At 38.5% G+C, this 19,724-nt stretch carries 13 protein-coding genes and 1 tRNA gene; 9 read left to right on the top strand and 5 right to left on the bottom strand.

Annotation, left to right across the window (positions count from 1 at the left end):
- Nucleotides 1-36: 36 nt before the first annotated feature.
- Nucleotides 37-738, bottom strand: coding sequence for a carbohydrate-binding family 9-like protein (locus tag IWB64_RS03085; protein ID WP_194532623.1), 702 nt, complete (start codon nucleotides 736-738; stop codon nucleotides 37-39).
- A 64-nt stretch (nucleotides 739-802) separates the two neighbouring features.
- Entirely contained in the window at nucleotides 803-1,795 is a 993-nt protein-coding gene (locus IWB64_RS03080) for an isoaspartyl peptidase/L-asparaginase family protein (RefSeq protein WP_194532622.1), read from the bottom strand.
- A 64-nt stretch (nucleotides 1,796-1,859) separates the two neighbouring features.
- Between IWB64_RS03080 and IWB64_RS03075 the strand changes: the two genes are divergently transcribed.
- The 3 genes from IWB64_RS03075 (at nucleotide 1,860) to IWB64_RS03065 (ending at nucleotide 4,247) form a co-directional block, all read left to right on the top strand.
- Nucleotides 1,860-2,582 (top strand): copper homeostasis protein CutC, encoded by a 723-nt coding sequence (locus IWB64_RS03075; protein WP_194532621.1) that lies wholly within the window; start codon nucleotides 1,860-1,862, stop codon nucleotides 2,580-2,582.
- Nucleotides 2,583-2,630: 48 nt separating this feature from the next.
- On the top strand, nucleotides 2,631-3,854 hold the full coding sequence (locus tag IWB64_RS03070) for a metallophosphoesterase (protein WP_194532620.1): 1,224 nt from the start codon (nucleotides 2,631-2,633) through the stop codon (nucleotides 3,852-3,854).
- 96 nt (nucleotides 3,855-3,950) lie between these two features.
- Complete coding sequence (locus tag IWB64_RS03065) at nucleotides 3,951-4,247, top strand: thioredoxin family protein (protein ID WP_155594819.1); 297 nt, start codon at nucleotides 3,951-3,953, stop codon at nucleotides 4,245-4,247.
- Nucleotides 4,248-4,373: 126 nt separating this feature from the next.
- Here IWB64_RS03065 and IWB64_RS03060 read toward each other — a convergent pair whose 3' ends face one another.
- Entirely contained in the window at nucleotides 4,374-7,757 is a 3,384-nt protein-coding gene (locus tag IWB64_RS03060; RefSeq protein WP_194532619.1) for a glycosyltransferase family 117 protein, read from the bottom strand.
- A 297-nt stretch (nucleotides 7,758-8,054) separates the two neighbouring features.
- Here IWB64_RS03060 and IWB64_RS03055 point away from each other — a divergent pair.
- Nucleotides 8,055-8,126 (top strand) — tRNA-Gln (locus tag IWB64_RS03055).
- 52 nt (nucleotides 8,127-8,178) lie between these two features.
- Here the strand turns inward: IWB64_RS03055 and IWB64_RS03050 are convergent.
- On the bottom strand, nucleotides 8,179-9,552 hold the full coding sequence (locus IWB64_RS03050) for a cation:proton antiporter domain-containing protein (RefSeq protein ID WP_194532618.1): 1,374 nt from the start codon (nucleotides 9,550-9,552) through the stop codon (nucleotides 8,179-8,181).
- 191 nt (nucleotides 9,553-9,743) lie between these two features.
- Between IWB64_RS03050 and rimP the strand changes: the two genes are divergently transcribed.
- The 3 genes from rimP (at nucleotide 9,744) to infB (ending at nucleotide 14,488) form a co-directional block, all read left to right on the top strand.
- Complete coding sequence (gene rimP, locus IWB64_RS03045) at nucleotides 9,744-10,205, top strand: ribosome assembly cofactor RimP (RefSeq protein ID WP_194532617.1); 462 nt, start codon at nucleotides 9,744-9,746, stop codon at nucleotides 10,203-10,205.
- A 16-nt stretch (nucleotides 10,206-10,221) separates the two neighbouring features.
- Entirely contained in the window at nucleotides 10,222-11,454 is a 1,233-nt protein-coding gene (nusA, locus tag IWB64_RS03040) for a transcription termination factor NusA (protein WP_155594815.1), read from the top strand.
- A 121-nt stretch (nucleotides 11,455-11,575) separates the two neighbouring features.
- Nucleotides 11,576-14,488 carry a translation initiation factor IF-2 gene (gene infB, locus IWB64_RS03035; RefSeq protein ID WP_194532616.1) on the top strand — a complete coding sequence of 971 codons (2,913 nt, stop codon included), beginning with the start codon at nucleotides 11,576-11,578 and terminating at the stop codon, nucleotides 14,486-14,488.
- Nucleotides 14,489-14,549: 61 nt separating this feature from the next.
- Here the strand turns inward: infB and IWB64_RS03030 are convergent, their stop codons facing one another.
- Complete coding sequence (locus IWB64_RS03030; RefSeq protein WP_194532615.1) at nucleotides 14,550-14,921, bottom strand: SPOR domain-containing protein; 372 nt, start codon at nucleotides 14,919-14,921, stop codon at nucleotides 14,550-14,552.
- Between the two features lie 235 nt (nucleotides 14,922-15,156).
- On the opposite strand from IWB64_RS03030, the gene IWB64_RS03025 reads away from it, so the two are divergent.
- Together IWB64_RS03025 and IWB64_RS03020 are read left to right on the top strand one after the other, a co-directional pair.
- Nucleotides 15,157-16,512, top strand: a complete 1,356-nt coding sequence (locus IWB64_RS03025; protein ID WP_194532614.1) for a cytochrome c3 family protein — start codon at nucleotides 15,157-15,159, stop codon at nucleotides 16,510-16,512.
- Nucleotides 16,513-16,546: 34 nt separating this feature from the next.
- The gene (locus tag IWB64_RS03020) at nucleotides 16,547-19,705 is read left to right on the top strand and encodes a TAT-variant-translocated molybdopterin oxidoreductase (RefSeq protein WP_194532613.1); all 3,159 of its coding nucleotides are present in this window, start codon (nucleotides 16,547-16,549) and stop codon (nucleotides 19,703-19,705) included.
- The last annotated feature ends 19 nt before the right edge of the window (nucleotides 19,706-19,724 follow it).

Raw genomic sequence — 19,724 nt, 5'->3', positions numbered from 1 at the left:
GCGGAAAAATTTGTGATTACTTTTGCATAATATCCTTCATTCTAGGGTCTCTAGTTTAAGAATTCCAAAAGAGTTCGGAACGTGAAAGTTGGGTCTTTCAGTACTGGTAACTACCCAGCTAATCCATTTTATAGAAACTTTATTATCGGCGTTACTGTAATATTCACCTCTATATAATCCGGTGTTTAAAAATCCATCGTCTTTATAAATACCCAATGTACGAAGCGATTCTAAGCTTATTGACCCTTCTACTGTATAGCCTTTTGAATGTTGTGATGCTTTCAAGACAAAATCATTGGTAGGCCAATCCCAATCTAAATCAATATTGTTTTTATAAAAATCCGCATCTGAATCTAAATGTCTTCCTAGTGCATCCATTTCAAGAGAATAATAGGGTTTGGTTTCATCGTCAGGCTTAAAGAATATTTCAACACGGTCTGATTTAGCAGTATCTAATTCTTCAATACCTCTTTGTTGGGTTATTATCTCATGATCTTCAACGTAGTAAAGAAAATATAAATGAGTAGTTGACCATAAGGCCTTAAAATTGGTTTCAGGTAAATTTTTGGGTTGGTATTGATTTGAAAAATCACTAAGTACTATGGCATTCTCCCATTCCTTGGCAGAACCATCTCCGGTAACTAAGAAATCATTGGGAGTTTTACGAACTACGTAGGTTTTGGTTTGCGCCAATATTGGTAAATAACATAACAGCATAAAACCTAACAAATATTTCATGAATTCATGTTTACCAATATTTTTATATTCTCATCCAATTTTGCCATAATATATAAATACAGTTTTACTCCTTCTTGTAAAAAGAATTAACTGGGGTATTTACATGTTCTTCTTCAGAGTATGACCGATATGTGAATCCTGAATGAACACAATAACCACCAGTTTCTCCTTTTTTATTAATAGCTATAAACCCGATCTGAAAATCATCTCGGCCTTTATTCTTGGCCATAATACGCTCTACACCTTCCTTACAAGCTTCTTGGGGAGATTTCCCTTGTCGCATTAATTCAACAATAAGAAAGCTGCCTACCGTGCGAACAACCTCTTCGCCTACACCTGTTGCAGTAGCTCCGCCAACTTCATTATCAACAAAAAGTCCAGCTCCAATAATTGGGGAGTCGCCTACTCGGCCAGCCATTTTATATCCCATACCACTTGTGGTACAAGCACCGGAAATATCGCCGTTAGCATCAATGGCGAGCATACCTATGGTATCATGGTTCTCAATGTTAATAATGGGTTTGTATTGTGAGGTCTTCTTCCATTCCATCCATTCTTGTTTTGATTTTTCGGTAAGAAGATTGGTTTTTTTAAATCCCATTTCATAAGCAAATTGTTCTGCACCTTTTCCGGCAAGCATGACATGTGGAGTTTCTTCCATAACCTTGCGAGCAACTAAAATAGGATTGGCAATATTTTGCATGGCCAGTACAGCACCACAATTACCATCTTTGTCCATAATACAGGAATCCAAAGTAACATTGCCGTCCCGGTCAGGTCTTCCGCCAACACCAACGGTTTGGTTGTCTACATCATTCTCTTCTACCATTACTCCTTCGGTTACGGCATCTAATGAAGAGCCGCCATCTTTTAATACGTCCCATGCTTTTGAAGATGCATTAAAAAAATCCCAAGTACATATTACTATAGGTTTTATGGGTGTTATTTCATTCGTTGATAGGGCGGGAGATATATTGTTTTGGGCAGCCAATAAAGGAGCTGAAATTAGACCGGCCGTTGCGGCGGTCGAATTTTTTAAGAACTTTCTTCTTTGCATGGTCTTGAGATTTCTATTTTAGGTGTAGTTTTAAAATGCCACTTAGGCATTAAATATAAGTAAAATGCTAGTAGAAGTCTGTGCCAATTCCTTGCAATCTGCATTAAATGCTCAAAAGGCTGGTGCCCACCGTATAGAGCTTTGCTCTGAACTTGCTGTGGGTGGAATTACTCCATCATATGGTTTGTTAAAAAGCGTGCGTGAGCGAATTTCAATCCCTATTCATATTTTGATACGCCCGCGTAGTGGAGATTTTACCTATCCTGCCGATGAGTTGAAAATTATGAAGGAAGATATTGCCTTATGTGTAGAATTGGGGTTTGAGGGAATTGTTTCAGGTGTTTTAAAAACGGATTTTTCGTTGGATATAGACCGAACGGAAGAGCTGATTAAAGCTTCCGGGAACTTAAAGTTTACTTTTCACAGGGCATTTGATTGGGTGAAAGAGCCTTTTGAAACCTTGTCCCAATTGGAAGCTTTAAATGTAGATTATATATTAACGTCAGGGCAACAAAAATCCGCTCCTGAAGGATTAGACCTTTTGAACAGGCTTCATAAGAAAGCTTCAACATGTACTATAATGCCTGGTGGAGGAGTGAGACCAACCAATGTTATGGATTTTAAAAATGGAGGATTCAAGGCTGTTCATCTTTCGGGAACAAAATTTTCAAGAACCTTGCCCAATACTAGTAAGGTTTCCATGAATTCTTCTTCCTTTTTGCGAGACACAGAAATTGCCGTAACCGACTCAGAAACAATCGTGAATATAGTAAATAGGGTTAAATAAACTCTAAATGGGGTGATCCTCATACCAGATTAAAATACCTTTGTATCTATGCTACGTTGGATTATATTTGTTATCGCTTATTTTGTGTTGGGCCTCTATACTTTGCAGGCTCTAAAAACCGTAACCAGATACCCTTGGGTATACTACCTTTTTATAACGGTAGCTGTTGTGGTACTTGGGAATTTTATCTATCAATTTACATTTGGAGAGGAAGAAGGAAGGGTGCTTAGTAGGCCAAAAAGCTATGCTTTTGGATTTTTGTTAACCGTTCTGTCTTTTGAGTTAGTGACTATTTTGTTCTTGTTTTCGGAAGATATATTCAGGTTTTTATCAAGTGTTTATTATAAATTTTCAGGAGAATCAAAGCAATTCACCTTCCCCGAACGCAGGAAATTCTTAAGTATGATTGGTCTTGGTCTGGCGGCAATTCCTTTTGGTGCCTTACTTTATGGGATGTACAAAGGGAAGTATAATTTTAAGGTTCTTAAATATAATTTGGAGTTTGATGATTTGCCCGATGGTTTTGATGGCTATCAAATCACCCAAATATCCGATGTACATAGTGGTAGTTTTGATAATAGAAAGAAGATTGAATATGCTATTGACCTTGTGAATAAGCAGAAAAGTGATGTTATTCTTTTTACCGGTGATTTGGTAAATAATATGGCTACCGAAATGGAACCTTGGGCGGACCTTTTTGCAACTCTTGATGCGAAAGACGGTAAGTTTTCAATTTTAGGAAACCATGATTATGGAGATTATGTAGATTGGGATACAGAAGAGGCGAAGCATCAGAATTTAGAGGATTTGAAAACCCTTCAACGTAATATAGGTTTTGACCTCTTATTGAACGAAAACCGATATTTAAAGAGAGGCGATGATAAGATTGCTTTAGTAGGTGTAGAAAATTGGGGTCGTGGCGGCTTCAAAAAAGCAGGTGACCTTAAAAAAGCAGTTGCTGATATTAATAAAGACGATTTTAAAATACTGATGAGTCATGACCCATCTCATTGGGAAGATGTGGTATTGCATGATGAGTATCATTATCACCTTACATTAAGCGGCCATACACATGGTATGCAGTTTGGTATTGAAATACCTGGTTGGATAAAATGGAGTCCTGTAAAATGGCGTTATAGATATTGGGCAGGTATATATAAAGAGCTGGGTCAGTATATAAATGTCAACAGAGGTTTTGGCTTTTTAGGGTATCCGGGTAGAGTTGGTATTTGGCCTGAGATAACGGTAATTACGCTTAAAAAGAAAGCTTAACACGATTTTAACGCCTCCAAAAGTCTATAAAATTGGGGCTATAGGTGGCAATTTAACAATTTTTCTTACTTTTGGCTCCTAACCCAATAACTACTTATGTCAAAGTTTGGTGAACTAATAGATTTAAAAATTCCTGTTCTTTTGGATTTTTATGCGGATTGGAACGAGCAATCTAATGCAATGCATGCCGTTCTACGCGATGTAGCTGCTGCCTTAGGTGATAAAGGCAAGGTTATAAAAATTGATGTAGATAAGAATAAAGAGCTTGCCCAGGCACTTCGTGTTAAAGGGTTGCCTACTTTAATGATTTACAAGAAAGGCGAAATGGTATGGCGCCAGAGTGGTGAGCAAGATGCTAATACGCTTATTGGGATTCTAAACGAATACCTATAGTGCTTTAATAATATTATTTCTCATGAAGTCTCAGGGTAATTTTATCCTCTTCATATTAAAATAAAAAAAACGCCGCTACATTCATTATGTAGCGGCGTTTTTTAGTTCGCTTAAATGCGGATGAACTTAATTGGTGCTTGGTACTAGAGTGGTATCCAATGTCTTTTCCTCTGTGGTAGCGGCATCTATAGCAGTGGTGTCCGAAATAGAAACGCTATCTTCTAAGTCAGGGTTTTGACTAGGCTCCATATCATCTTCCTTTAGAATATTATCTTTATAGAAGTGCTGAAACTTGTCTATATATTCATTGAATATTAAGGTTTCTTTCTCAGCCATATCACGATCATTATTGCCTATTAGGATATCTATGTTTCTTCTATATCCTTCCATGTCGGCTATGATTTCGTCTATTTTCTCGTACTGCTCTTCCAAAGGAATACCTGAGTAGTAATCCAGACGATCTTGGTAGATGTATTTTAATTTTCCAAAAAGCTCTCGTGCTTTTGTTGTTTCGCCAACTTTGTAATAACCATCAACAAAAGGTTCAACAAAGGTGTAGTATCCAAAATCTTCTACCGGAAGGTTTTTAATAGAGATGTCTATGATGTTTTTTGCCCTCTCTATGTCATCTTCTTTCAATAGCTGCTCAAGTAGTCTAGCTAAGTTGCTACGGTAAGACAGCCCTTGAATACGCGTTTGCGGATCATGGTAGATGTCTTCGCCAGAGTTACCCCAATCCCAATTGGTGACTACGTCGTACATTAGGTCAGAATCTATACGGCCCATTTCAAAAGAATTTCTTCGTTCTGTTTTAATCGGTACCAATTTGTAGGCCATTCCATCTAATTGTAAATAGTCTTTCATCCAAATAAATTCGGCATCATCAAAACTACCTCCAGAGAAGTAAATAGGGCGTTTCCAGTCATTATTAGCTATGATGTCTAACATCATCATGCTCTTTTTGGTAATTGCGCTTTTAGGTAGGTCAATATCTATATAGTCAACGATTAACGCAGAATCCTTCTCTTTTACCAGTCCACTTTCTAGAACATTCTTTTTGTTTACCGGTATACGGAGCAGGTTCGTAGGGTAATAAACAATGTTTTGGCTACTTTCGGAATAAGCATCTAAATCAATGTTCTCTTGCCTTTCTAAAATGTATTTCAATTTCGTCTGGGGATTGTCACTATCTACCCACTTTATGAAATCTTGAATAGACCAACGGCTTTCAGATATTTTTTTGTTGAAAAGTGGATCTACCGTTTGGTAGTATAGTACGTCACGAGATCCCCAACGGTACTTGTCGTGGGCAATTTGTGAAGGTATGGCTTCGCTCTCGTAAGCCTTTCTCTTCATCTGGTCTATATACCAATCTGTTTCAAAAAGGCTGGTACAGATAATACGCACATCTGTCCGATAACCCTCAATTTCTTGAGCATACCAAAGCGGGAAGGTATCATTATCTCCAATAGTAAAGAGTATAGCGCCAGTATCTTCTTGGCAAGAATCTAAATAAGCTTTAGCCGATGAATTAGCGGTAAAACGATTAGATCTATCGTGGTCATCCCAGTTCTGTATTGCCATTACCGTAGGAACGGCCAAAAGGCAGGTTATAGTTACTGCTGGTGCCAATATTTTTGGAGTGAGGTATTTTTTAAGTTCATCAAAAAGGCCATAAACCCCAAGACCTATCCATATTCCAAAAACATAAAAAGAACCAACGAGCGAGTAATCTCGCTCACGCGGCTGAAAGATGTATGGATTGGTATAAAATTGTATAGCGAGACCAGTGAATAAAAAGAATATTAAAAGTACCCAAAACTGTTTTGGGTTTTTACTTATTTGAAACAAGATGCCCACAATACCTAATATAAGGGGTAAAAAGAAATAAGTATTTCTGGCTTTGTTATTCTTAACTTCATCAGGTAAGTTGTCTTGGCTCCCCAAACGAGGGCTATCAACTAAGTCAATTCCGCTGAGCCATTCTCCGTTTCCGTTGTAGCGACCTTGAACGTCATTGTTTTTTCCTGTAAAATTCCACATAAAATAACGCCAGTACATGTATCCAAACTGAAATTGCACCATGTACTTTACGTTTTGCCAAACTGATGGTGGCTGTACTTCAATGTAATCACTAAACCTTCTTAGGAAGCTAATATATTGTTCGGCATCTATTTCGCCATTGGCAAAACCATCTTTTACTTGGGATACCGCTTTTCTTAGCTCTTCATTAGATTGTGTCATCTTAAAATCTAATGGGCCAAAATACCGCATGTAATTTTCTGCATTCTGACCGCTCCACATACGTGGTAAAAAGCCAATATGTTTAGGGTCATCTCCCGGTATGGCTCCTTTGTAGTAATTTACAATTACGTATTTACCTGTTTTTTCGTCTTTTTCATATTTAGGGGCCTCGTCTTTGTCTTCGCCACCTGCTCCAAAAGTATTGGAGTAGTAGGTTCCGTAAACGGGACTGTCAACACCTGGGTATTGTTCACGATTGTAATAGGCTAGCAAAGCACGTGCGTCTTCTGGGTTATTTTCGTTAATGACTACTCTTGCATTTGCACGAATAGGAAGCATCATCCAAGAAGAAAAACCTAAGAATAGAAACATCAAACAAAGAACAATGGTATTTGCTATTTTAAAATTATTCTTTCGGGTGTAGTTTAATCCAAAATAGAATGCGGCTATAAATATGAGCCCCATAATTATAGTTCCTGAGTTGAATGGAAGACCAATATTGTTGATAAAGAAGACTTCTGCCCAACCAAAAAGGTTTAAAACATAGGTTAGCGAGAATTTGTAAACCAACATTAATACCGCAATTACGGCAATATTCGCAATTAGAAAGTTCTTTACGGTCGTTGTTTTGTACTTTTTAAAATAGAAAAGTAATCCAATTGATGGTATGGCTAAAAAGCCCATAAACTGAACACCAAAAGTAAGTCCCACTACATACGAAATAAGAACAATCCATTTGTTTCCTCTCGGGTTTTCAAGATCATCTGTCCATTTTAGACCTAGCCAAAGCAATAGAGCCATGAGTAGGCTAGCTGTGGAGTAAACTTCTGTCTCTACTGCGTTAAACCAAAAACTATCAGAAAAGGTGAAGGCAAGAGAACCAACAATACCGCTACCAAAAATGGCGATAGCCTTACTATTCGTTATAACATCATCTTTACTTTTTATAAGTTTTTGGGTAAGATTGGTAATCGTCCAAAACATAAAAAGAATAGTAAATGCGCTTGATACACCAGAAACGTAGTTCACCATGCGAGCCACTTGATCGGGTTCAATAGCGAACATTGCAAAAAAGGCGCCGATCATTTGAAGCAACGGTGCTCCGGGTGGGTGACCTACCTGAAGTTTTGCCGAAGTGGCAATGTATTCACCGGCATCCCAAAAGCTGTTCGTGGGTTCAACAGTGATTGCATAGGTAATTAGGGCTATAAAAAAGACGGACCATCCAAGAAGATTGTCCCATTTTTCGAAGTTCTTTGAAAACATGTACTATGAGGTTTAACCAATGCGGCGAATTTACTAATTAATATAGATATGGATGGTCATTTTTGATAAACCTTTAACAAGCTCTTTGTAAGATGAATATAGATTTGCACACAGTTACCGCCTTGTGAGCTGGTCTTGCTGGATAGAAATGAATTTATTTGTTAATTTTATAATGCTGGAAATCTGTGAGTTGTGAGGATTTTGATTTTTTGTTGTAAAAAATGTTTGTGTAAACAAAACTTTGTTTTAAATTTGCACGCTCAAATGCTGAACTTGTTTCAGCGATATTTACGGTAATGGCCTATGGTGTAATTGGCAACACAGCTGTTTTTGGTACAGTCGTTCTAGGTTCGAGTCCTAGTAGGCCAACAGAAATTTTAAAACCCGATACTGCAAAGTATCGGGTTTTTTGTTTTTCACACTAAATAGGAGTGTTGTCCAGTCCTGTGCCTTCTATCTCTCCGGGAGTGTCTTCCTTATTTTTTATGGTTTCTTCGTTTAGTTCTGTTTCTAGAGTTTCGGAGTTATGTTCGTTAAGTTGATCTTCGGCTTCATTACGGGCTAAAATTTCTTCATCAATCTCATCTAGCATCGTACCCATTTTCTTTTTGTCCCGTATCATGGCCCAGGTCATAATTAAACTTGTGGCAATAATAACAAACAACAGAATTCCAGATTCAAACCCTGCAACTTCTGCTTCTGTGGGAATAGCATAGAACAATAATATGGTAATCAACCCTCTTGGGGCTATAAAAGCCTGTGGTAAAATATCTTTTCCGATAAAAATTCTTAAAATAAGGAACCGAATAACATATATAGATGCGATAATCAGAATACTCACCATAGCAACATTAAGACTCATAAGCGAGGCAAGTACGATTGTAACTCCAAAAATCACGAAGAAAAAAGTACGGACTACAAACGCTGTTTCTAGGGTAATGATATGTAGTTCGTGAAAAACCTGTTGCATTTTTTCCTTTTCAAGAAAAATGGCGGTCTTACCGGGAAAAAACAATTTTACGTTCGCAATCACCAAGCCAAATATCAAAATTATGATAAGTGAGGAGAGGTGCATCTTTTTCCCAATAGCATATAAAAGAAGTAATACGGCTATTAATAAAAATTGTTTAGCCTGACTTTTAATTTTCTGAAAAATGAGTACTAGTGCATAACTGGCAATTATGGCAATAACTATGGTTAGGACAATGTTTCCTGCAAAAGCAACGGGCCCAGAATCAGTTTCAGGGTCTAGTCCTCCTGTAAGGAAATAGAACATCATAATACCCATGATGTCTGAAAAGGTACTTTCGTAAATATGGAATTCCTTCTTGTCCTCCTTTAGGCTACTGACACTGGGGATGATTATAGCGCTCGATAGAATGGAAAGGGGGGTGGCGTATAGCCATGCGGACTGCATAGTCATACCGTCAATAAACTGATAAAGTACTAGGGCGGCTACCCAGGCAGAAGCAACAAGACCTATAAGGGCAATAGCCATAGATTTAAGTATGGGTATTAGTTTTTCGCGTTTTAGCTCAAGCTCTAGGGCGGCTTCAAGTACAATCATAATCAATCCAACAGTACCTATTATCTCTAAAGTGCCACGAAGATTTTTCTCGAAGTCTATTTCGGTTCCAATAACATATTTAAGACCAAATTGAAGGGCAACACCCAAAACAATTAGCATGAGAACGGACGGGATGTTGGTTTTTTTTGAGATGCCGTTGAACCAAAAAGAGATAATGACTATGGCGGAAGCGCCAATAATCATATTATAAGATGAGAGTATTTCCATGGTTATTAGTTTGGTTGAGATGTTTAAAAGTACTATTAAATCGTTAATTTAGCATGAATTGATATGATATAGAACTCTTTAGGTGAATCGGATATTGCGGGAAACAAAAAAATTGTATATTTGCGGGACTGAAAGGATATAAAAGTATTCATGAGGGGACAATTTAGTCCTCTTTTTTATTTCTAAATGTTATGTTGAAGAGTAAGGTTGAAACCCTTTTAAGTGATGCCCTGGAAGAAGATGGCTCATTGTTTTTAATCGAATTTTCGATGTTAGCGGACAATACCATTAGGGTGGTTTTGGATGGTGATGAAGGGGTGACAGTGCAAGATTGTGTTAGAATTAGTCGGGCAATCGAGAATGAATTAGATCGAGAGGAGTATGATTTTTCGTTAGAGGTTACTTCCTCGGGAGCGGCATCCCCACTAGTAATGCCAAGGCAGTACGTAAAGAATATTGGTCGAAAGCTTGCGGTAAGAACCCAAGGGGGTGAGTTTGAGGGGAATTTAACCGGAACTAACGATGAAGGTATTGTGCTGGAATGGAAGGCACGGGAGCCCAAACCTATTGGAAAAGGGAAAGTTACAGTTCAGAAAAAAGAGCAAATCAATTTTTCTGATATTAAAGAAGCAAAAGTCATTTTAAAATTTTAAAGGTAATAGTAGCATAATGGAAAATATTGCACTGATTGAGTCTTTTTCGGAATTTAAAGACGACAAATACATAGATAGAGTAACCTTAATGGCCATTTTGGAAGATGTTTTCCGAAGTGCTCTTAAGAAGAAATTTGGTTCTGATGACAATTTTGACATCATTATCAACCCTGATAAAGGTGATTTAGAGATTTGGAGAAACCGTATAGTTGTAGAAGATGGTGAGGTAGAAGAGCCAAACGAAGAGATATCACTTACGGAGGCACGTAAAATTGAGCCGGATTTTGAAGTTGGTGAAGATGTTTCTGAAGAGGTGAAGCTTATAGATTTGGGAAGAAGAGCTATTTTGGCGCTTCGTCAAAACTTGATTTCAAAAATTCACGAGCACGATAATACAACCATTTACAAGCACTTTAAGGAACTTGAGGGTGAGATTTATACTGCAGAGGTGCATCATATTCGTCATAAAGCAATTATTTTGTTAGATGATGAGGGTAATGAGATTATTTTACCAAAAGATAGACAGATACCATCTGACTTCTTTAGAAAAGGAGATAATGTTCGTGGTGTAATCGAGAGTGTAGAGTTAAAGGGTAGCAAACCAACGATTATTATGTCTAGGAGCTCTCCTAAATTTTTGGAACAATTATTTTTTCAAGAAATTCCAGAAGTTTACGACGGTCTTATTACAGTCAAAAAGGTTGTTCGTATACCAGGTGAAAAAGCAAAGGTTGCTGTTGATTCATATGATGACCGTATTGATCCTGTAGGAGCCTGTGTAGGTATGAAAGGTTCTAGGATTCACGGGATAGTTCGTGAATTGGGTAATGAAAATATTGATGTTATCAATTGGACTGCCAACCCGCAGTTAATGGTGACTAGGGCGTTGAGTCCTGCAAGAGTGTCTTCTGTGAAGTTGAATGACGAGAAGATGACGGCGCAAGTCTACTTAAGACCTGAAGAGGTTTCTAAAGCTATTGGTCGTGGTGGGCATAACATTCGATTAGCTGGTCAGTTAACTGGTTATGAGATAGATGTGTTTAGAGAAGGTGTTGAGGAAGATGTTGAGTTGACAGAGTTTAGAGATGAGATTGATGCTTGGATTATTGAAGAATTCAAGAAAATAGGATTAGATACAGCTCGTAGTATTTTAGAGCAAGATGTAGCTGATTTAGTAAAACGTACCGACTTGGAAGAGGAAACTATTTCAGAAGTTGTGCGTATTCTGAAAGAAGAATTAGAAGATTAGCTATGAACTCGTCACGGGTTTTAATACTTTAGCGGAAAATTCTGCTAATGTGTTGGATTGTAAAACCCCATTGGAGTTCTGTATATTAGCAAGGATTAAAGAGAATTAGGAGAAAGTATTTATGGCAGACATTGCAAAAATTAGGCTTAATAAGGTCCTCAAAGAGTTTAATATTTCTTTGGATAGGGCTGTTGATTTTCTTGCCTCAAAAGGGCATGATATCGATGCGCGACCTACTACAAAGATTTCCGATAAGGTTTACGAAGTACTTCAAGGAGAATTTCAGACCGATAAGAGCAAAAAAGTCGCCTCCAAAGAAGTAGGTGAAGAAAAGCGTAAGGAAAAAGAGGCTTTGCGATTGCAGTTAGAGCAAGAGCAAGAAGATAGACGTACAGCTAGAGAAAAACGTGCTGCTGAGGCGGAGAAAACTCTGGTTGGCAAAGTTGAGCTTCAGGGGCCTAAGACAGTTGGCAAAATTGATCTTGATGCTGATAAGAAGCCTAAAGTTGATGCTACTACTGATCCCGTTGAGGAAAAAGTAGAAGAAGTAGAGAAGATAGAGAAAGAAGTTGTCGCCGAGGTTGAGAAACCAAAAGAGGTAGAGCAACCAAAGAAGGTAGAACAGAAACAACAACCTGTTGTTGAAGATAAGCCTGCTAAAAATATAGTTGAAAAGCCTAAGGTCATTGCAAAAATTGATCTTGATGCTGTTAAGAAACCAAAAGCTAAGCCAGCTCCCGTTGAGGAAAAGCCTAAAGCTCCTGAAGAAAAGAAAGTAGAGCAGGTAAAAACCGAAGCTCCTGCGGCAGAAGCGTCAACAGAAGAAGGTTCTGAAGATAAAAAGGATGATGGTGTCTTAACCACAAAATACAAGAAACTTACAGGTCCTAAGATTACGGCTAAAATTGACCTTTCCCAGTTCAATAAACCTAAGAAGAAGAAAGAAGATGCTAAGGCGGGTTCTGATTCTAATGCTGATCGTAAGAAGAGAAGAAGACGTATAGTAAGTAGCCCTGGTAGTAATGCCAAGCCTAATGCACCAAGACCTCGTGGTACTGGTCCAGCAGCTAGGAAAAGTCCAGGTGGAGGAAATTCACGTTTTGGAGCTCCTAAGGTAGAGCCTACTGAAGTAGACGTACAAAAACAGATTAGAGAGACCTTAGAGAAATTACAGGGTAAATCTAAAAAAGGTAAAGGAGCTAAGTACAGAAGAGATAAAAGGGATCAACACCGTCAACAAACGGAAAAAGATCTTGAGCAGCAAGAATTAGAGAGCAAAGTGTTGAAGGTTACAGAGTTTGTAACCGTAGGTGAGGTTGCTACTATGATGGAAGTTTCTACAACCGAAATTATTTCGGCATGTATGTCTCTTGGTATTATGGTTACGATGAACCAACGTCTAGATGCTGAAACTTTATCTATTGTTGCGGAAGAGTTTGGTTTTGAAGTGGAATTTGTTACAGCAGACCTTGAAGAGTCTATAGAAGTTGAAGCAGATGCTCCGGAAGATTTAAAGCCACGTGCACCTATTGTCACAGTAATGGGGCATGTAGATCACGGTAAAACATCTTTATTGGATTATGTTAGACAGGCTAACGTAATTGCAGGAGAAAGTGGTGGAATTACACAGCACATTGGTGCTTATGGTGTTACGCTAGAAGGTGGTCAGAAAATTACATTTTTGGATACACCAGGTCACGAAGCCTTTACCGCTATGCGGGCAAGGGGTGCTCAGGTTACGGATATTGCGGTTATTGTAATTGCTGCGGATGATTCAATCATGCCACAGACGAAAGAAGCAATTAGCCATGCGCAAGCAGCGGGTGTGCCAATTGTATTTGCAATAAACAAAATTGATAGACCGGCAGCGAATCCTGAGAAAATTAAGGACAGCTTAGCGCAGATGAATTTGTTGGTGGAAGATTGGGGCGGTAAGATTCAATCACAGGATATTTCAGCAAAAACTGGTGAAGGAGTAAAAGAATTACTTGAAAAAGTATTGCTAGAAGCTGAATTATTAGAGCTTAAATCTAACCCCAATAAGAGAGCTAACGGTACTGTTGTTGAAGCATTTTTGGATAAAGGACGTGGTTACGTCTCTACTATATTAGTTCAAGGCGGAACCCTTAAAATTGGTGATTACGTTTTGGCGGGTACCAATAGTGGTAAAGTTAAGGCCATGCAGGATGAACGTGGAAATATCGTTAAAGAAGCTGGTCCAGCTACACCAATATCTATTTTAGGTCTTGATGGTGCGCCACAAGCAGGTGATAAGTTTCATGTACTTGAGGATGAGAGAGAAGCTAAACAGATTGCTACCAAGCGTTCGCAATTGCAACGTGAGCAGTCAGTTAGAACTCAACGTCATATTACTCTAGATGAAATTGGAAGAAGAATTGCTTTAGGTGACTTTAAAGAGCTGAACATTATCTTGAAAGGTGATGTTGATGGATCTGTTGAAGCATTAACCGATTCTTTCCAGAAATTATCTACAGAAGAAATTCAAGTTAATATTATACATAAAGGTGTTGGTGCTATTACCGAATCTGATGTGTTGCTAGCTTCTGCGTCTGACGCAATTATTATCGGCTTTAATGTAAGGCCAATGGGTAATGCTAGAGATGTAGCAGAGAAAGAGGAAATTGATATCAGAATGTACTCTATTATATACGATGCTATTAATGACCTTAAAGACGCTATGGAGGGAATGCTTTCTCCAGAGATAAAAGAGGAGATTACTGGTACTGCAGAGATTAGAGAGACCTTTAAAATATCAAAAGTTGGTACAATTGCTGGTTGTATGGTTACAACAGGTAAGATATACCGTTCTGCAGGAATGCGTCTTATACGAGATGGTGTTGTTGTTCATACTGGAGAGCTATCTTCTTTGAAACGTTTCAAGGATGATGTTAAGGAAGTAGCCAAAGGTTATGATTGTGGTCTTCAGGTGAAGAACTTCAATGAAATAATGGAAGGAGATATTGTAGAGACTTTCAGAGAAGTAGAGGTTAAAAAGAAGCTGAAGTCTAAATAAACCTAGGTTTAGAATACGATTGAGAGCTTATCTAATAATAAATTGTAAAAAAAAATCGACCTTAACGGGTCGATTTTTTTGGTTTTAATAACATGGCGTCAGGATATTTTTTCCGGACTTCTTTAAATTTTCTTTCGGCATCTAACTGGTTTTGGAATCTACCCACTCTAACTCGATATGTGGGGGAATCAAAATCAATTTTGGAGGGAAGGTCTGGAAAATCTTGCTCCACATTATTTTGGAGATTTTGTGCTTTGCTGTAAGAGCCAAAGCCGACTTGAATGCGATAATAATCCGAACTTTCGTTTGAAGTCTTGTATATTTCGATTAAATCCGTGATTTTTTCGTCTTGTTCAATGTTAATTTGGCCTTGTTGGGCATAACTAAATGTTAAAGACGCCATGGTGAAACTAAGTACAAAAATTGTCTTCATTGTAGTGAAATAATTGGGTTTTAATATTTTATGCAAAAGTAGTTTATTCGTAAGTAATCAATAGAGCCGCGTTTTATTTAGAATAATTATAAATTGTGCATTATAGATCCGTTAACATTTTCAAAATAAAGTCTAATGCTTATTTTTGCCTTCGATTTTAGCACTGATAATAACAATATAAGTATTTCTCTAAATGAAATTATCGTGCCAAAATATCGATAGAAATAAGATTCATATGAAAAAGGTTCCGTACCGCCATTCGATTTCTAAGGTTTTAGGTGTAACTCTATTTGTTTTCCTGTTATTTTCCGTTTCTATATCTGCTCAAGAAGACGGTGCTGCAGACGAAGCTGCTACTGAGGCTGCTGGTGCGGGAGATCCTGCAAAAGGGAAAGCGCTATTTAATCAAAACTGTGCTGCTTGTCACGCTTTGAATCGTAAAATGACCGGGCCGGCTCTAGCTAATGTAGAGACTAGGTTGTCCGACGATGAAGGTTTAGATCGTGAGTGGTTATACAAGTGGATTAAAAACAGCCCAGGTTTAATTGCTTCGGGAGATGCTTATGCTAAAAAGGTGTACGCTGAGTACAATCAAGCGGCAATGACTCCTTTTCCAACGTTTTCTAATGAGGATATAGATAATATTTTAGCTTACACGGCTGCTCCGCCAAAAACAGCTGCTCCGGCCGCTGCTGGTGAAGATGCTGCAGCTGCTTCGGGCGCTGCTGCTTCAGGAGGAATATCAAACGAAGTTATTTTGGGTGCTCTTGCACTTGTGTTTGCACTTTTGGTTGGGATGTTGTTCTTGGTGAATAAAACCCTTAGAAGAATTGCAGAGGCAAACGGAGTTGTTTTAGAAGATGAAGCGTCTGCAAAACGATTGCCTTTGTGGAAAGCTTTTGCTAAAAATCAGTTTTTAGTTTTGGTAACCGTTATTTTTCTATTATTGGGTAGTGCTTATTTTGCTTATGGTTGGATGATGCAAGTTGGTGTTGATCAAGGCTATCAGCCAATACAGCCAATTCATTATTCTCACCGTATTCATGCTGGTGATAATAAAATAGAATGTAAGTACTGTCACTCTTCTGCGCGGGTATCTAAGACTTCCGGTATTCCTGCACTTAATGTGTGTATGAATTGTCATAAATCAATTTATCAAGTTGCTGACGAGACCTTGGAAGAAGGTAAGCGTGAGTATGGTGTTGATTATAACAAAGAGATTAAGAAGTTATATGCCGCTGTAGGGTGGGATGAGGAGAATCAAAAATATACAGGTGAAAGCAAGCCGGTTGAATGGGTGCGTATTCATAATTTGCCAGACTTTGCATATTTTAATCACTCTCAGCACGTAAGTGTTGCTGGAATTGAATGCCAGCAGTGTCATGGTCCTGTAGAGGAAATGGAGGTTATGTATCAATTCTCTCCTTTGACTATGGGTTGGTGTATTAACTGTCACCGTGAGACTGAAATTAAAGTTGAGGGTAACGCATACTACGATAAAATTCATACCGAGCTTTCCAAGAAATATGGTGTTGAAAAGTTGACGGCCGCACAAATGGGTGGTTTGGAATGTGGAAAGTGTCATTATTAATCGAACTAGAAAGTAGCTAATTACATAAAAACGTATGGCATCAAACAAAAAATATTGGAAGAACGAGGCGGAGTTAAATCCGAACGATTCCATTGTTGAGACGCTAAAGCAGAACGAGTTTGTTGAACCGATTCCTGTAGATGATTTTTTGGGTGACAAAGAAAGTCTATCCGCTACATCTACTAACAGAAGAGATTTCCTCAAGTACGTAGGTTTTAGTACAGCAGCCGCTTCATTGGCTGCCTGTGAAGGACCTGTGCATAAATCTATTCCTTATGTTGTTCAGCCGGAAAATATTATTCCTGGTGTTGCAAATTTTTATGCGACTACTATAGCAAACGGTTTTGATTTTGCAAGTATTCTTATAAAGACAAGAGAAGGTCGTCCAATTAAAGTTGAAAATAATAAAGATGCTAAAGTAGCGGGTTCTGCAAATGCTAGAGTTCAGGCATCTGTACTTTCATTATATGATAGTACGCGCTTACAGGGTCCCATGGCAAATGGTGAGCCTACTGAATGGTCTGTTTTAGATGCGGCCGTTAAAGCAAAGTTGGGAAGTCTTAAAGGCTCAGGTCAGCAAATTGCATTGTTGACTCAAACTTATGCTAGTCCTTCTACGGATAGACTAATTGGTGACTTAAAGGCTGAATATAGTAATGTAAACCATGTGGTTTATGATGCTATTTCAGAGGATGCAGCGGCTAGTGCTTTTGAAGCAAAATACGGTGAGCGTGCATTGGCAGATTACGATTTTGAAAAAGCTGAACTTATAGTTTCTTTCGGAGCGGATTTCTTAGGGGATTGGCAAGGTGGTGGCTATGATGGCGGTTATGCAAAAGGTAGAGTGCCTAAAAACGGTAAAATGTCTCGTCACGTACAGTTTGAGGCGAATATGAGTTTGAGTGGTGCCAATGCTGATAAGCGTGTGCCTTTAACTCCAATGCAACAGAAAATAGCTTTGGCTCAGTTGTATGCTAAGTTAAACGGAACAAGTGTTGGTGGTGAACTTTCTGAGAATGTTCAAAAGACTATTGACGACGTTGCTGCTGAAATACGAAAAAATAAAAGTGGAGCTGTAATTGTTACAGGTCTAGATGATATAAACGCCCAAACGGTTGTGCTTGCAATAAACGAAATGTTGGGAAGTAAAGCATTTGATGCTGCTTCTCCTCGTTATGTTAGACAAGGTAATGTTATGGCGGTACAGAAGTTGATTTCTGATATGAAAGCGGGCAAAGTTGGTGCGTTATTAGTAGATGGTGTCAACCCTATGTATACTTTGCCAAATGCGGCAGATTTCAAAGAAGGTGTTGAGAAAGTAGGTCTTTCGGTTGTGTTTTCTAATAACTGGAACGAAACTACGGAAGTTGCTCAGTATACCGCATCTGCTAACCACTTCCTAGAATCATGGGGTGATACTCAGATCAAGAAAGGGCAATACAGTTTGGTTCAACCAACTATTAAAGAGCTTTTTGATACAAGACAGTTTCAAACAGCTTTATTAACTTGGTTAGGTAGCGATAAATCATACTACGAATACGTAAAGGAAACTTGGACTCAGTCAATTTTGGCTGGTAACGATTGGAACAAAGCACTTCATGATGGTGTTTATTCTGCTGCAGGTATGACTTTGGCTTCTAGTACTGATGCTGATCCTGAGAATACAGTTTCTGCTGAAGTAGATAAAGAAGCTGTTGATGTTGTAGAGGAAGTTGTTGCGCAATCAGGAATTCCTATTGCAACCGCAATTAATAGCTTGGTTAACGCTACAAGTGGTGGTGGTGTTGAGCTTACTTTGTACTCTAAAACGGGTATGGGTGCTGGACAACAAGCAAATAACCCTTGGTTACAAGAATTCCCTGATCCTATTACTAGAGTATCTTGGGATAACTATGTTACTGTTTCTAAGGCAGATGCAGAGCGTTTAGGTTTTGTAAACGAGCATGTGGCTAACGGTGGTTTAGATGGTAGTTATGCCAATGTTACCGTAAATGGTGTTGTAGTAAATAATATTCCTGTAATCATCCAGCCAGGTCAAGCTATTGGTTCTATCGGTCTTTCTTTCGGTTACGGAAGAAAAGTTGGTATGAAAACTGAGATGCAGACTGGTGTAAATGCTTATCCTTTATATCAAGACTTTAATAGTGTGCAAGCTGCAACTATAGAGAAGGCTTCTGGAATGCATGAATTTGCATGTATTCAGTTGCATAAGACTTTAATGGGTAGAGGAGATATCATTAAGGAGACTACCTTAGAGATATTTAATACAAAAGATCACGCAGAATGGAACGAGCAACCTGTGGTGTCATTAGACCATCAAGAGGTTCCTGCTACATCTGTAGATTTATGGGATAGTTTTGATCGTTCTATCGGTCATCACTTTAACATGTCAATAGACTTAAATGCATGTACCGGTTGTGGTGCTTGTGTTATTGCTTGTCATGCAGAGAACAACGTTCCGGTGGTAGGTAAGGAAGAAGTTAGAAAGAGTAGGGATATGCACTGGTTGCGTATCGATAGATATTATTCTTCAGAAGATACTTTTGAGGGAGATAATATCAAGAAAGATGAATTTGATGGTTTAACAGGTGATAAAGGTTCTTTAAGTGGCTTTGGTGAGTTGGAGCATCCAGCAGCTAATCCGCAAGTAGCTTTTCAGCCAGTAATGTGTCAGCACTGTAATCACGCACCATGTGAAACGGTTTGTCCGGTTGCGGCAACATCACATAGCCGTCAAGGTCAGAATCATATGGCGTATAACCGTTGTGTAGGTACAAGATACTGTGCTAACAACTGTCCATACAAAGTTCGTAGGTTCAACTGGTTCTTGTATAACAACAATGACGAGTTTGATTACCACATGAACAATGACTTGGGCAAGATGGTATTGAATCCTGATGTAAACGTTCGTTCAAGAGGGGTTATAGAAAAATGTTCTATGTGTATTCAGAAGACTCAAAAGTCTATCTTAGATGCTAAAAGGGATGGACGTCTTGTTAAAGATGAAGAGTTTCAGACAGCGTGTTCATCTGCATGTGGTACAGGAGCAATAGTCTTTGGAGATGTTAATGATAAGGAAAGTGAAGTTTCCGAATTGGTAGAAAGTAACCGTATGTACCATTTATTGGAGCATGTGGGAACTAAACCAAATGTGTTCTATCATGTTAAGGTTAGGAACACGATCGAAGCATAAAACCGTATTTAAGTAAACA

Source organism: Zobellia nedashkovskayae, from assembly GCF_015330125.1.
GTDB lineage: Bacteria > Bacteroidota > Bacteroidia > Flavobacteriales > Flavobacteriaceae > Zobellia > Zobellia nedashkovskayae.
Note: the sequence above shows the minus strand (reverse complement) of the source record. Positions and strands in the feature narration are given on the sequence as shown.